14 protein-coding genes are annotated in these 14,253 nt (G+C 71.7%); 2 read left to right on the forward strand and 12 right to left on the reverse strand.

Going from position 1 to position 14,253, the window contains the following annotated elements:
• Nucleotides 1-29: 29 nt before the first annotated feature.
• Nucleotides 30-1,406: a serine hydrolase gene (locus tag EDD90_RS45780; RefSeq protein ID WP_123978934.1), complete on the forward strand. Its 1,377-nt coding sequence runs from the start codon at nt 30-32 to the stop codon at nt 1,404-1,406.
• 74 nt (nt 1,407-1,480) lie between these two features.
• On the opposite strand, the gene EDD90_RS45785 is transcribed toward EDD90_RS45780, so the two are convergent.
• From EDD90_RS45785 to EDD90_RS45825, 9 genes are all read right to left on the reverse strand, one after another.
• Nucleotides 1,481-2,119, reverse strand: coding sequence for an RraA family protein (locus EDD90_RS45785; RefSeq protein WP_123978935.1), 639 nt, complete (start codon nt 2,117-2,119; stop codon nt 1,481-1,483).
• Nucleotides 2,120-2,283: 164 nt separating this feature from the next.
• Nucleotides 2,284-3,042, reverse strand: a complete 759-nt coding sequence (locus EDD90_RS45790; protein WP_123978936.1) for a DUF2182 domain-containing protein — start codon at nt 3,040-3,042, stop codon at nt 2,284-2,286.
• The gene (locus EDD90_RS45795; protein WP_123978937.1) at nt 3,039-3,653 is read right to left on the reverse strand and encodes a DUF1326 domain-containing protein; all 615 of its coding nucleotides are present in this window, start codon (nt 3,651-3,653) and stop codon (nt 3,039-3,041) included. The genes EDD90_RS45790 and EDD90_RS45795 overlap by 4 nt, the downstream gene beginning before the upstream one ends.
• 125 nt (nt 3,654-3,778) lie before the next feature.
• On the reverse strand, nt 3,779-4,768 hold the full coding sequence (locus EDD90_RS45800) for a 2-hydroxyacid dehydrogenase (RefSeq protein WP_123978938.1): 990 nt from the start codon (nt 4,766-4,768) through the stop codon (nt 3,779-3,781).
• A gap of 58 nt (nt 4,769-4,826) precedes the next feature.
• Nucleotides 4,827-6,095 carry an MFS transporter gene (locus EDD90_RS45805; protein WP_123978939.1) on the reverse strand — a complete coding sequence of 423 codons (1,269 nt, stop codon included), beginning with the start codon at nt 6,093-6,095 and terminating at the stop codon, nt 4,827-4,829.
• Nucleotides 6,095-7,186: an LLM class flavin-dependent oxidoreductase gene (locus tag EDD90_RS45810; RefSeq protein ID WP_123978940.1), complete on the reverse strand. Its 1,092-nt coding sequence runs from the start codon at nt 7,184-7,186 to the stop codon at nt 6,095-6,097. The genes EDD90_RS45805 and EDD90_RS45810 overlap by 1 nt, the downstream gene beginning before the upstream one ends.
• Nucleotides 7,183-8,466 (reverse strand): acetyl-CoA carboxylase biotin carboxylase subunit family protein, encoded by a 1,284-nt coding sequence (locus tag EDD90_RS45815; protein WP_123978941.1) that lies wholly within the window; start codon nt 8,464-8,466, stop codon nt 7,183-7,185. The genes EDD90_RS45810 and EDD90_RS45815 overlap by 4 nt, the downstream gene beginning before the upstream one ends.
• Nucleotides 8,459-9,739 (reverse strand): ATP-grasp domain-containing protein, encoded by a 1,281-nt coding sequence (locus EDD90_RS45820; RefSeq protein ID WP_123978942.1) that lies wholly within the window; start codon nt 9,737-9,739, stop codon nt 8,459-8,461. Before EDD90_RS45820 ends, EDD90_RS45815 begins: the two co-directional genes overlap by 8 nt.
• Nucleotide 9,740: 1 nt before the next feature.
• Nucleotides 9,741-10,442 carry an iron-containing redox enzyme family protein gene (locus tag EDD90_RS45825; protein ID WP_123978943.1) on the reverse strand — a complete coding sequence of 234 codons (702 nt, stop codon included), beginning with the start codon at nt 10,440-10,442 and terminating at the stop codon, nt 9,741-9,743.
• Between the two features lie 455 nt (nt 10,443-10,897).
• Here EDD90_RS45825 and EDD90_RS55990 point away from each other — a divergent pair, with 455 nt between their 5' ends.
• Nucleotides 10,898-11,050, forward strand: coding sequence for a hypothetical protein (locus tag EDD90_RS55990; protein ID WP_185149455.1), 153 nt, complete (start codon nt 10,898-10,900; stop codon nt 11,048-11,050).
• On the opposite strand, the gene EDD90_RS45830 is transcribed toward EDD90_RS55990, so the two are convergent.
• The 3 genes from EDD90_RS45830 to EDD90_RS45840 all read right to left on the reverse strand — a co-directional run bounded on the left by EDD90_RS45830 (nt 11,040) and on the right by EDD90_RS45840 (nt 14,123).
• Complete coding sequence (locus EDD90_RS45830) at nt 11,040-12,386, reverse strand: helix-turn-helix domain-containing protein (protein WP_185149456.1); 1,347 nt, start codon at nt 12,384-12,386, stop codon at nt 11,040-11,042. The two genes, EDD90_RS55990 and EDD90_RS45830, sit on opposite strands and share 11 nt — an antisense overlap.
• A 140-nt stretch (nt 12,387-12,526) precedes the next feature.
• On the reverse strand, nt 12,527-13,267 hold the full coding sequence (locus EDD90_RS45835; protein WP_123978945.1) for a class I SAM-dependent methyltransferase: 741 nt from the start codon (nt 13,265-13,267) through the stop codon (nt 12,527-12,529).
• A gap of 43 nt (nt 13,268-13,310) precedes the next feature.
• Nucleotides 13,311-14,123 (reverse strand): LuxR C-terminal-related transcriptional regulator, encoded by an 813-nt coding sequence (locus EDD90_RS45840; protein WP_123978946.1) that lies wholly within the window; start codon nt 14,121-14,123, stop codon nt 13,311-13,313.
• Nucleotides 14,124-14,253 lie beyond the last annotated feature (130 nt).

A 14,253-nucleotide genomic window follows, 5' to 3' on the forward strand; every position in this document is an offset into this window, starting at 1 on the left:
ACTTAGTTCAAGTCTCTGGAGGGGGAGCAATGCCGCAGGACAAGCTGTCGGAGTTCGTCAAGGCGCAGGCCACCGAGCTCGGTGTTCCCGGTGCCGCTGTCGGAGTGCTCGTGGACGGCCAGGAGATCTACGCCTCACACGGCGTGACGAGCCTCGCCAACCCGTCGCCGGTCGATCGGAAGACGCTGTTCCATCTGGCGTCGGTGTCCAAGACCTTCACCGCGACCGCGCTGATGCGCCTGGTCGCCGAGGGGAAGGTGGACCTGGACGCGCCGGTGCGGCGCTACGTGCCCGAGCTGGAGCTCGCCGACGAGCAGGCCGCGGCGCAGATCACCGTCCTGAACCTGCTCAACCACACCGCGGGCCTGGACTGGAACCTGATCGACGACGGCGAGGGCGACCGCTCCCTGGCCGGGCTCGTGGCGAAGCTGCCCCAGCTGCCGCTGATCGCACCGCCCGGCGCCCGTGCCTCGTACAGCCAGGCCGGATACAACCTGGCCGGGCGGATCGTCGAGAAGGTCACGGGCCTGCCCTTCGAGCAGGCCATGGTCTCGCTCGTCCTGGAGCCGGTGGGCCTCACGGACACCGTGTACGGCCTGGCGGAGGTGATGGTCCGCAAGTTCGCCGTGGGCCACAACCGCGGCGACGACGGTGAACTGCGCCCCGCCCGGCCCTGGGGAGCGTTCAGGGAGGGCGCGCGCGGCGACAACCCCGGTGGCGGCCTCGCCTCCTCGGTGAGCGACCTGCTGCGCTGGGCACGGTTCCAGCTCGGCGACGGTGACGGCGTGTTGCCCGCGGCGGAGCTGCACCGCATGCGGGAGCGGACGATCGAGCTGCGCGCCAGCACGCTCGGCGACGGCTTCGGCATCTGCTGGTTCCTGCACGACCTGGACGGCCTCCAGGGGTTCGGGCACGGCGGCTCGGGCAACGGTCAGTTCGCCGAGCTGCTCATCGTGCCCGAGCGCAACTTCGCGGTGGTCTCCCTGGCCAACGTCGGCCCGGACGGCTACCCCTTCAACCAGTCTGTCGTGCGGTGGGCACTCGAGCACTACCTCGGAATCGTCGAGAAGACGGTGGAGCCGCTCCCGTACGACGAGGGACAGGCCCGGCAGGTCGCCGGCCGCTACGAGATCGACGCGATGAACCTCGACATCGCATCCGACGGCATCCGTCTCGCCCTGGCGGTCGGGATCAAGCCGGAGATCCGCGAGGCGGCGGACGAGGAAATGCCCCCGGACTACCCGGCCGCGGGCATCGGCTTCCTCCCCGGTGACGGCGACGAGTACATCGTCACCGAAGGCGGCCTCAAGGGGCAGCGCGGCTACTTCTCCCGTGACGCCGACGGCGCGGTCACCGGCGTCGACCTCGCCGGCCGCCTCTTCAAGCGGGTGGCGCAGGCATCCTGACCCGACGCGGGCTGGTGCGATCCCACACGGCCGGCCCGGCACCGTGAGGTGCTGCCTGGGTGAAGCCGCCCGTGTCAGCCCTCGAAGCCCTGGTCACGCAGGATCCTGTCGATGCGGGTGCGGTGGGCCTCCTCCCATGCGTCGAGGGTCTCGTCGGCCTCCTCGGCCAGCCGGGCCCGGGCGGCGGACAGGGTCTCCCGTGCGCGGGCGGACGGGACGACCACCACGCCCTCCTCGTCGGCGACGACGACGTCGCCGACGTTCACCGTGACTCCGGCGCAGCGCACTTCGGCGTTGAGCGGCGCGACGGCCTTCTTGCCTCCGGGAACGGGGATCACCCCCCGGGCGAACACCGGGAAGCGCAGGTCCCGGACCTCAGCGAGGTCGCGGATCAGACCGTCGGCGACAAAGGCCGCAACGCCGCGGCGTTGCGCCACGGCGCACACGTTGCCGCCGGCCAGCGCGTAGTCCAGGTCGCCCGATTCGACGACGATGACGGCGCCCGGGGCGGCGCGGTGGATGGCTGCGTGCAGCATGAGGTTGTCGCCGGGAGGACACCTGACGGTGAACGCCGGTCCGGCCACACGCGGCACCGGCGACCACAGCGGGCGGATGCCGATGTCCATGACCTGCTCGCGGCCCAGGACATCGGCGAGGGTGGTGGTCGGAACGTCCGCGAACGGGGAAGCGGCGGCTTCGGTGGCGTCTGCCATGACTCCTGTGTCCTCCAGCGTGGCTGTGCGGCCGCGCCTTTTCCGGGGTCGTAGCAGTGCTGCACCCAGGTGGCGCCGCCGTCCGGCGTCGACAGTACGGTGCCCCCGTCGCCCGCGATGCACCAGTGCCGGTCCGGGGCGGGAAGACGCGCGACGGCTCAGCCTCACGCCCCGGCCATACCGCCACCGGTGAGGCCTGGAGCCAGTGCCGGGACCCAGAAGACGGCGGCGGCCAGGGCGATCGAGGCGATTCCCACGGCACGGGCCACCAGACGGCCGCCCGGAGCCAGCTTCTCGGTGGTGATCACGGCGGCCACCACCGCCATGGCCCACAGGTTCATCGCACCGAACGCCGCCAGCACCACCATCAGCGACCAGCAGCAGCTCAGGCAGAAGGCCCCGTGGTGGGCTCCGGCACGCAGATCGCGCGAGGGCCCCGGGTACGAGGCGTAGCGCAGCATCAGCCCGATCGGAGAGCGGCACTTCGCCAGGCAGCGGTCCTTGAGGGGCGTGAGTTGGAAGACGCCGTTGACCGCGAACACGGCCGCGGCCACTGCGGTCCCCGCCAGGGCGGAGAGGCCGGCCGCCCGGCCCAGGCCGGTGGCGAGCCAGTACGCGGGGATTCCGGCCGCGGCCCAGACAAGCAGGTAGGCGATCGTGAAGACGACCATGCGCGCGGCCCGGTGCACGGTGATGGTGCGTGCGTACAGCGCGGCGACGGGCGCCGTGGCGGGCAGCATCATCGCGGCCATCATCAGCGTCCACACGGCCAGGAAAGCCGGCAGACCCACGCCCATGGTGCCCGGCATCGCCTGCATACCGCCCCAGTGCGTCACCACCCAGATCCAGGCCGCAGCCGCCGCGACCAGCAGGAGTCCGGCGGGCCCCGCCGTGCTGCGGACGGTGACCGGCCGACCGGTCACGCGGACCACGCGAAGGGCGCCGAATGCCCGTTGCCGCCGGAGAAGTCCCAGGACCGGCCGTACACGCCGTCGCCGGCCGCCCGGGTGGAACGGGCGATGGTCAGCGTGCTGTTCACCGGATGGAACATGCCGGTCAGGCCCATGACCGGACCGTCCTCGCCGAACTGCGGGGCGACCTGGTCCTCGATCTCGATGTCGATGGCGTCGCCCACCCGTGCGGCGTGACGACGGCCGTCGTCACGGTAGTCGATGGGCACGCGCTCCACGCCGAGGACCTCTCCGATGAGCGGAGTGAGCGCCGCCATCGGCCCGCCGGCCTGGCCGGAGAAGACCCTGCCCAGCGCCTCCGCCTGGCCGTCGTCGGCCGAAGCGTCGAGGTACAGCGCCACCTGCCAGCCGCCCTCGGCCATCACCCGGGGCGCGTCGATGAAGACGGCGACGCTGCGGTCGGAGACGTCCACGCCGTCCACGCTCCCGCGGTCCACGTGGAACGCGAAAGTCACCTGGCAGCGCTCCTGGTCGGCCGGGGCGGTGAGGCCCGAGGTGGTGCAGGGGCACACCACGTCGCAGTTGCAGCTCTCCAGATACGTGCCGCTCAGATTCCAGGGCATGGCTCTTCGCCTCCCTCTTCTCCGCCCCCTCGGCAAAGGGAATGCATCGGGAGGCTCCGTCCCGTCCCGGTGCCGCTCCTCTCCAGGCTATTCCCGACGACCGCCGTGGCGCAGATCCGCCGCCGCTACGCGTGGATGCCGTACGGCGGTTCCTCGTCGTGGTGGACGGCCAGGAGGTTGGCCACGGCCATCTCGGCCACCCTGGTCAGGGCCTGGGCGCTGTTGAAGGCGCTGTGCGGGGTGATGAGGAGGCGGGTCGGGGCGAAGGAGAGGAGGCCGTGCGGGTCGGCGGTGGGGGGTGGGGTGGGTTCGCTGTAGTAGCCGTCCAGGGACGCTCCCGCGATGGTGCCCTCGGCCAGGGCGGAACGCAGGGCCGAGGGGTCGACGAGTTCGGCGCGGGACACGTTCACCAGGTACCCGGCGGGGCCCAGCGCGCGCAGGTGTTCGGTGCCGATGATCCCGTCGTTCCCGCCCGGTTCATGGGTGAAGCTGACGCTCACCACGTCGGCGGCGGCGAAGAGTTCGGTCAGGGAGGGGACCGTCGTGTACGGCAGGGCGTCCAGCTCGGGACGGGGGGATCGGTTCCAGTAGAGGATCTCCGTGCCGAACGCGGCGTGCGCCATCCGGGCCACTTCGCGGCCGACGTGCCCCATGCCCGCGACGCCCAGTCGGGCTCCGGCCAGGGAAGGGGTGGTCCGTTCGCTCCAGCGGCCGGCGGCGACCTCGGTGGCGGTCCGGGTGACGGACCGGACGAGGTCGAGGATGTGGGCGACGGTCATCTCGGCGACCGCGACGGCGTTGGCGTGCGGGGTGTTGGCGAAACGGATCCGCGAGGGGCCCGTGGGCAGTTCCATGAAGGAGCTGTAGCCGGTGCCGAGGAAGCAGGCGACGGCCAGCTCGGGAAGCCGGTCCCAGGTCCTGGCGGACAGCCGCTCGCTGCCGCCGAGGAGATAGCCCCAGGCACCGTCGAGGGCCTTGACCACCCCTTCCTCGTCGAGGTCGCCGGGGGCGCCGGTGACCTCGATTCCGGCGGCGTGCAGCGTGCGGACGGCGGACTCGGGGAGGGCGGGGCCGGTGACGACGATCCGGCGTCCGGCCTGGGCGGGTGCGGTCACTGCGGGGGTTCTCCCGTGCTGGTGGAGGTGTGCGGGGGCGGGGCGGGGAACGGCGGCGTCACGGCTGTCCTCCCGCCGTGGCCGCCGTGCTGGTCGTCGCCGCGGGGCGGACGGACAGCGCCCGTTGGAAACCGCGGATCGTCAGTGGCAGGAACACCGCTCCGAACAGGGCCAGCGGCACGGTCAGCAGGGCGGTGAGCCGCTGTGGACCGACCGTGCCGCCGACGGCCGCGAGAAGCGCACCGGCGAGGGGGAAGGCCAGGTCGTTGATGATGAAGAACGAGCCCATGACCTTCCCCAGGTGCTCCTGGGCGATGACCCGCACCCGCTGGGTGCGGTTGAAGACGTTGAAGTACGCGGCGGCGACCAGCATCCCGACGAACGCCGACGCATAGGCGGTGAAGGACGACGCGAGGCCGAGCAGCAGCGTCGCCGCGCACATCCCGGCGAAGCCGGTCACGCCCAGCGCACGGACGTCGAACCGCCGTAGCAGCAGCGGGATGAGCAGCAGGTTGACCAGGCCCATGACACCGACGCATGTGTTGAGCAGCGCGAAGGACGACTCGGGTGCCTTGAACACCCCGGTGACGACGGCGGCGTTGGCGGCCAGTGCCACCGACAGCACCAGGTTGATGGCGAAGTTGAAGCCCGCGAGCATCAGGACGGGCCGGTTGCGGACCATCAGCCGCCAGCCCTGCCGTATCTCGGCCACCGAGTCCCGCAGGGTGTTGCCGGCCGGCCGTTCCACCGGATCGGGGCGGAACCGGGGCAGTGGCAGCCAGCAGGCCGCGGCGGCCGCGAACATGGCGCCGGCCAGGCCCAGCAGCCCCACCTTGCCGAGGACCAGCACGGCGCCCACCGCCAGCCCCGGGCCGAGCGCCATGGCGAGCAGCTCCATGTTCTGCACCAGGGACTGGGTCCGGGCCAGCTGCTCGCCCGCGGCCAGCCGCGGCACGACCTTCTCCACGGACAGGTGCACACCGGCCATGGCCGTGGAGAGCAGCGCCCCGTTGGCCATGAGTACCGGCGTCGACCAGCCGGGTCTGGTCAGACAGAGCGTCAGCGCGGCGCCGAGCAGCACGGCGCGGGCCACGTTGGCGCGGGAGAAGAACCGTACACCGCCGTCGCGGTCGACGAGAACCCCCGCGAAGGGGTAGGCGACCAGGTTGGGCAGCCACTCCAGGGCATAGGCCAGACCCAGCGTGGAGACCTCGCCGGTGTCCCGGTAGATGATCAGAGGTACGGCGAACAGCACGAGCTGCTGGGCCAGGAGCCCGGTCAGCACGCCGGCCGAGAAGCACGCGCGCCGGGCACGGTCGCCGGCCATCACACCGCCTGCCGGCCGGGAACGAGCTCCGGCAGCTCCCGCTGTTCGAGCGCGCGGACCAGGGGCAGGACACGGGTGAAGAAGCGCCGCATCTCGTCGCGGGCGGGCCAGCCGGAGAAGATGAACTCGCTGACACCGGCCGCCTTGTACGCGAGGACGGCCTCCGCGACCTCCTCGTAGCTGCCGGCCAGACAGAGCGCCGGCCCCCCGCGGTAGGCGACGACACCGGAGTACAGCACCGGGTTGAGCCAGCCGTGGCCGGCCTCCTCGGCGAGACGGAAGGAGTTCTTCACGGCCTGCGAGTCGCCCTGCTCCACGAACTCGGCGACCCATCTGCGGTGCTTCTCGTCGCCCCCGGCGACGACCGCGGCCAGATCGGTCAGGGCCTCCTCGCGGGTCTCGCGGGCCAGCACCTGCATGCGCAGCCCGACCCGGCAGCCCTGCCGCAGAACGGGTTCGGCGGACCGGGCGATCGCCTCCGGGGTGTCGGCGTACCGGAACCAGCAGTCGCCGTACCGTACGGCGTTGGCCTGGGCGACGGCCGAGGCGCCGCTGATGTAGATCTCGGGCCGGCCGCCCCCGTGGAAACCGAGGCCCAGCCGGGCGTCCTTGACGCGGTAGTGGGCGCCCTCGTAGTCGAAGGGCGTGTCCGGGGTGCGCCAGAACCGGTGGACGACGTCCAGGAACTCGGCGGCACGGGCGTAGCGCTCGTCGTGCGGCAGGAAGTCGCCGTAATAGGCCTGTTCGGCTGGGGAGATGCCGGCGATCACATTGAGCGAGACACGGCCGCCGGACATCCAGGACAGGGTGTTCACGACCTGGGTGAACAGGGTTGGCGACAGGAGTCCGGGCCGGTAGGCGAGGATGAACTTCAGCCGCCGGGTCTCACGTGTGAACACCCCCATGATCGGGAGCGGGTCCGGCAGATCGAAGCTCTGGGCCATCAGCAGGGAATCGACGCCGAGTTCGTCGGCCTCGCGGGTGAAGTCGACGGCTCCGTCGAGGTCCAGGACGTCGGAGGCGTACTTCTGGGCGGTCTTCTCCTGGCCGTCGTCCAGCGCGGAGCCCCAGTGGAAGCGCAGCCGGCTCATGCGCCGACCTCCACGGCGGCGGGCTCGGCCACCAGCCGGTAGCGGGCGACGGCCTCGTGGACGGCCCGGCGCACCGCGGCCTGGCCGGCGCCGCGCAGCAGGAAGCGGCCGCCGGCGTGGTCGTAGCCGCCGTCCCCGTCGAAGACGTGGCCCACGGCGGGCAGCGCCTCGGCGTACACCTCGGGGACCTCGCCGAGCAGGGAGCCGCGGGCGGCGACCCGGGCCGGCAGGGGCCGGGGCTCGGGGAAGACCAGCCAGCCGCCGGAGGCCTCGACACGGCGCAGTGCGGCCTCGTCGGTGAGCGGCGGCAGGCCCACGGCGGCGCGGACGGCCTCGCAGTACAGATCGATGCCGAACAGGTCGCGGTGGACGAACGGCACACCGGCGCCGCCCGGGCGCAGGCCGACCTCGAGGAACACCGGTTCACCGGAGGGCGGGAGGATCAGCTCCAGGTGGAAGGGGCCGTCCCACAGCTCCAGGGCGTCCAGGCAGTCGGCGGCGAAGCCGCTGAGTTGCTCGTGCAGCGGGCCGCGGTCGAGGAGGACGGAACCGAGCGGGGTGCCGCCCGTGAAGTCCAGGCAGGTGTTCACGTACTCCGAGACGCTGGCGAAGTGGAAGCGGCCGTCGGTGCGGATGCCGTCCACGTGGTGGATCCGGCCCTCGACGTACTCCTCGGCCTCGTAGCCGGGCAGGCTCTTGCGGCCGATCTCCTCCAGCGCCGCGGCCAGTTCCGCCTCGGTGCGGACCAGCCGGACTCCCCGGGAGGCGGCGCCGTCGCGCGGCTTGAGGATCAGCGGCAGTCCGGGCAGTCCGGACCCCGGATCGAGCACGGTGCCGGCGGTGGCGTCGGCGTCCAGGGCGAGGTAGCGGGGGGCGCGCAGCCCCGCGAAGGTGACCCAGCGCTTCATGACCGTCTTGTCACGGAAGCGGGTGATATATTCCAGGGTCCAGCCGGGCACGCCCAGGGCCGAGCGGAGCCGGGCGGCGGTGAGCAGGTCGAACTCGGAGGGGCCCACGATCCCGGCGAGCGGCCCGTGCGTCTCGGCGATGCGCCGGGCGTGGGGCAGCAGGGTGGCGTACTCCAGGTCGGGTACGACGACGGTCTCCACGGCCGTGGCACGGTCCAGCGGGGGCAGGCCGTCCTCGGTGGTGAGGTAGGCCAGCCGGTGGGTGTCGCCGGGCAGGAAGCGGTGGTACTCGCCGAACTCGTCGTCGAAGCGGTTGATGACCAGGAGCAGCGGTGGGGATCCGGGCGCGGGCAGGGGGTCGGTGTCACTCAAAGGTCACTCCACGGTCGATGACGTGCCCGAGCTCGACGGCGTCGGCGTACGAGTCGGCGGTGTAGACGGCGTGCCCGATCCGGCAGCGGAAGTCGGGGTCCGGCGGGATCGGCTCGCCCGGCTTCAGGTACAGCTGGACGTCCAGTACGTCGGGCCGCGCCCGAAGGGCCGTCAGGCCCGAGACGGTGCGGTAGTCCGTGCGGCCGGGCGCGATGAGGAAACGGATGCCGGCGTGCTTGGCGCGCGGCGCGCTCGCCGGGACGCCCTGCGGCAGCCGGCCCGGATCGAGGGACAGGCCGGTGTGCGCGGCCACCGCGAGGTGCGGCAGGGACACACCGGTGGCCAGCCGGACCAGGTCCGGAATGTGGTCGCCGCCCATCCGGGCGCCGAGCTCGATCAGGACCGGTTCGCCGCCGGGCAGCCTCAGTTCGCAGTGGAACGGCCCCACCCGCACCCCGAGTGCGGCGACGACATCGGCGACGTACGCCTCGACGGCCTGCCGCTCGACGGTGCTCAGATCGGCCTGGACGATGTGGCCCAGCTCCACGAAGTGCGGTTCGGGGCCGAGGAACTTGCGGGTGACGGCCACGACCACCACCTCGCCCGAGGCGGTCACACAGCCCTCGACCGACACCTCGGGTCCGTCGAGGTACTCCTCCACCAGTACCCGGCCGTCGAGCCGGCGACCGAGGTCGGGGCGGAGGTCGGCGGTCAGCAGGGCGTGGGCCCGGTGGAGTTCGGCGCGGGTGTCGGCCCGGGTGACATGGACGCTGCCGGCCGAGTCGGAGGGCTTGAGCACACAGGGGAAACCCACATGGTCGGCGGCGGCGTCGAGCTCCGCGGCCGACGCTGCCGGGGCCCAGCGCGGTACCCGCAGCCCGGCGGCGTCGATCCGGCGGCGCATCGCGGTCTTGTCACGGACCTGCTCGACCGAGTCCTCCGCGAGCCCGGCCAGCCCCAGCCGCGCGGCGATCCGGGCGACCGCGGGGACGTAGAACTCGAAGCCCGGCAGGACACCGAGGAGGCCACCGTCCTCGTGCAGTCGCAGGGCGGCCCGCGTCAGGGCGGTCTCGTCGGCGGTGTCGACGGTGACCAGGGTGTCGATGTCCGGCCGGACCGAGTCCGGCAGTCGGCGGTCGTCCCGGTCGAAGGATGCCACCACGGTCCTGAGACCCAGGTCACGGGCGGCGGTCAACAGCGCTGTCCCGGACGAGACCGGCTCGACGACCAGCACCCGGTCGCCGGCGTGTGCGTCGCGGAGGTCGGTCGTCATGTCAGACTCCGGCCGGCACCGTCTCGCGGGCCCCGACCGTGGACTCGTACAACTCGGTGAAGTAGTCGCCGATGAGGTTGACGAACACGGTCAGATAGGCCTCAGCCTGCTCGGGCGTGCTGAACTTCTCGACGGCGCGGGAGACGGTGCGGAACATCAGCTCGTCGTGGTCATGGGACTCGTCGAAGGCGATGTGCGCGCGGGTGCCGTGCACGTACTCCTTGCCGAACTCCTGGGCGGCCTTCTCGGTGATGACCGGGTTGTACCGGTCCGAGTACCACTCCACGAACCAGTCCCAGATGGTGGTGGGCGCCGGGCCGGAGCGGTCCGCCTCCAGGCGCAGGTATCCCATGAGCTGGGCGGTGGAGGGGAAGACCGGGGTGGCGTTCAGCTCCTCGATGCTGAGGCCGAACTTCTCCAGGTCGCGGGTGAACATGTTCTCGTGCCCGAACTCCTCGGCGAGGTAACGGGCGAGCTTGGCGGCCAGGGAGTCGTCCTGGGAGCCGACCTTGTAGAGGGCGTAGCTGTCGACCTCGTTGTTGAGACGGATCCGCAGAACCGTTTCGGTGATGTGCCGGACGTAGTAGTCGCGGTCGATCCATTCGCCGCGGTGGAGTTCGCGGAGCTTGGGCACGCGGGCGAACTGCTTCTCGAGGAGTTCGGCGGCCAGGGATTCGAGACGTGCGCGGTCAAGTTTGGACATGGTGAACTGACGACCCTTCTTCACTCTTCACTCGGATTCGCCGTGCTGTCAGCGGCGTCGTGAGAGGGGGATCGAGTGCAACGCACCCGTGCCTGGAAGGTGCCTTGCTTCCCCCGTACTGCGTCACAGGCACATCAAGCCGCCGGTCCTGCCCTTGCTGCGGCTTCGTCCAGACCGTACACAGCTCTTCAGAGGCCAGTCAAGGATCTTCTTGACTGGCCTGGGATGGTTGAACGGACCATGGAAGTGGACGTCATGAGTCCGTGGCGGCGATGTCGGATTCGAGGATAAGGCCAGTTCAAGGCTGCGATGTCAGGCCTGCCGGGGAGCTCACATGTCATGTGTGTGAAGTGTCGAGGGTTTTGATTGACAGTGAATCTTGACTGGGTGAGCGTTGCTTTCGATTCATTGCCGGGGTGCGAGAGACGCCCCACAGGGGGAGGATGAACATGCAGATGACATGGACCCGACATATCCCGGTCGGATTCGCCGTCGCCGTTCTGGCGGCACTCCTGGCACTCTCGCCTCTGGCGGGCGCCCGCGGCACGGCCCTCCGGTCCCAGTCCGACGGCCCCGGCCCCTGCTGCGCGGCCGCCCTCAGCCAGTAGTGGCCACAGGGTGGTTCGGGCGGGTCGCCGGCAGCGGGGTGGGGGGTCTGACATCCGCGCAGTCGGCCATGCGGCGGTAGGACTCCAGAGCCTGGGCGGGGTCGCCGTGGCGGGCATGCAGCTCGGCGAGTTCACGCCAGGCCTGAGCGGCTTCGAGTCGGGCTCCCAGGGACTGGAGCTCCTCGGCGGCCGTCCAGCACTCCTCGACACCCGCGGCGTTCCGGCCGTCCGCCACCATGGCCAGACCCAGCACCCAGCGGGCCCGGCCCGCCTCGACGGCCGTACGCCCCTCCAGCCGGCCCATCGCCCGCAGCGCCATGGCGATGGCGTCGGCCGGGCGGCCCGACAGCAGCTCCAGACGGGCCAGTTCGGTCTCGCAGGACGCCAGGTCGCCGGAGTCCGACGTCCGCAGGAAGACCTCGTGCGCCTGTGCCAGCAGCGGCGCCGCCCGCCCCGGCTCCGGCGGATCGGCACGCAGCAGCAGCCAGCCGTAGGTCAGCCGCAGCCGGGCCAGACTCCGCTCGGAGTCGTCCTCGGCCATCAGGGCGAGAGCCTTGTCCACCAGCTCCAGGGCCAGTCCGAAGTCGCCCCGGGCCTCGGTGACCAGCGCCGCGTTCCAGTACGCCGAACCACGGGCCCAGCGTGAGCCGTTGTGCTCGGCGCGCTCGATCACCCGGGCCGCGAGCCGCTGCGCGGTCGCCAGGTCGCCACGGCCCCAGTAGGCGGCGACCAGCGTGGATGCCAGCCGGATCTCGTCGTCGGTGCCCTCCAGGCCCAGTCGGCGCACCTCCGTCAGGGCCTGTTCCCCCAGCTCGATGCTCCGGCCGAAGTCACCGGCCTCGCTGAGCAACCGGCAGCGCATCATGAGCAGCGGCAGCAGCCCGACCGGCAATGTCTCACCGCGCCGGGCCGCGGCGATCAGCCGCTCCAGCCCGTCCAGCGCCCTGTCGGTCTCGCCCAGCGCCTCGTGCGCCCGGGTCAGCGCCCAGAGCGTGTCCCAGATCAGTTCGTGGTCGCCCTCGCGGGTCAGGTCGAGCAGCCGGTCGCGGGCCTCGGTGGCCGCGCCGTTGGCGAGTGCCAGCTCGGCGAAGCGCAGTTTCAGCAGCCGCTCGTCCAGTTCGGTCCGGTCCCGGCCGGTCAGCAGGTACTCCACCGTCGTGCCCAGACGTTCCGCCAGCAGCTCGACCACCGGCGGCTCCGGGGTGCGGCGGCCGGACTCGATCAACGACACGTAGCTGGCGGAGACGGTGCCCCCCGCCAGATCGGCCTGGCTCAGGCCCCGCTCCCGGCGCAGCGCGCGCACGCGCTGTCCCAGCGTGCTGGCGGACATGGTCATCGCGGGCCTCCTTCGCCGGTACCGAGGCGTGGTGGGACAGCGTAGCGGGTCATGCCGCACAGTCATATCGCCGTGCACAGCAGGGGCGGAGTGTGATTCACCTGTAACGCATGGTCGCGACTGCCCTTCCTCGGCCGCGGCTACGACGGCTTCCGCCACACGGAGATGTGCTTCGTGGAGTCCTGGACGAACGGGGACCCGTCCCAGTCCGCGACGCGCCGTTCCAGTTCGAGGCCCGCGATCCGGGCCATCAAATCCAGCTCCGCCGGCCACGCGTACCGGTGCCGGGAGCCGCCTCGGCGGTAGCGGCCGTCCGCGCCGTCCCGGGTGAGGTGGTGCGAGACCAGGATCTGCCCGACCAGGTCGAAGGTGTCGAAGCCGAGGTGCCCCTCGGAGACGTCGAACGGCACCGCGACCTGTCCGGGCGGCAGCAGCCGCAGCGGCGGCACCCCCAGCTCGATCACGAACCGGCCGCCGGGCGCGAGATGACGTGCCGCGTTGCGGAAGCACTCGACCTGCTCGTCCTGGGTGAGCAGATTCGAGATCGTGTTGTAGACGAGATAGACCAGGGTGAACTCACCGGGCACGGTGGTCGTGGCCATGTCCCCGATCACGACCGGCAGCGTCTCCTCGTCGGCCTTCCGGCGCAGCACCGCCGCCATGTGCTCGGAGAACTCGACGCCCACCACGGGCACTCCGCGCTCCCGCAGCGGGACCCCGACCCGTCCGGTACCGATGGCGAACTCCAGCGCCCGGCCGTCTCCGGCGAGTTCGGCGAGGAAGGCGACGGTCGGCCCGAGCACGGCGGCCGAGTTCATCTCCGTCTCCTCGGCGTCGTAGCGGTCGGCGTCGGCGCGGCTCCACAGCTCACTGCTTGTCACGGGCGGCCACTCTGCCGGGCGGGCCGCGGCGCTGTCCACACGATTACCCGATCGCCGAGCCCCTGACCGTTGTCGTGGCCGGGGCCGGCACCAGTCCCAGCCGCTGGGCGTGCAGGACGGTGCCGAGCCGGTCGCGGGTGCCGAGTTTGCGGTAGATGTTCTCGATGTGCTTGTGCACCGTGCGAGCCGAGATGCCCAGACGCCGGCCGATCGCGTCCGCCGTCAGGGCGTCGGTGAGCAGGAGGAGGACGGTGAGTTCCCGCGGCGTCAGCGCGCAGTCCGCCGCCCGCTCCTCCGGCTCGCCGGCCGTCGCGGCCAACCGGCGCCACTGCTCCAGCAATTGGCGCTGCTGCTCGACGGCGGCGAGCAGCGGCTGCGCGCGCTCGGCGATCCGCACGTGGTCGTCGGTGAAGTCCGCGCCGGACCGGTAGACCAGGCAACCCGTGATCGGCGCGACCGTCCCGGGCAGCGGCAGCGCCAGGACCTGGTTCAGGTCGAGGGCGTCACCGAGGACCCGCGCGGTCTCGCTCACCGGCCAGGCCCCGCCCGCGATCTGACGGGCGGTCGCGGGGGTACGGCCGAGACCGGCCGCGTAGTGGTGGGCGAACGGGTAGCCCGAGCGCAGCACGCCCAGCGCCTCGTCGCCGAGCCGGTCCAACTCGGCGGCGGCTGCGGGCACCAGACCGAGCCTGCCCTTGTCCTCGCTCCAGTCGTCCAGCTTGTAGATCAGCGTCTCCCCGCCGCACAGGCCGGTCAGGGCAGCGGCGAGCAACGGCCACAGCTGCTCGGGGTCGCGTTCGTGCAGCGCGGCCACGGCCAGCTCGGTGAGACGTTCGTAGGCCCTGTCCAGCCCCAATAACGCGAGTTCCTCTCTGCTCCTGCCCCTACGCAGTTATACGCATACCCACACGACGGTCGGCTGTCGCATGCTTCAACCGGGCACCGAGACCGGATCGACGACTCCGGTCGCGCGGGCCGCCGACACG

The sequence above is a fragment of the Streptomyces sp. Ag109_O5-1 genome, from assembly GCF_003814875.1.
Classification (GTDB): domain Bacteria; phylum Actinomycetota; class Actinomycetes; order Streptomycetales; family Streptomycetaceae; genus Streptomyces; species Streptomyces sasae.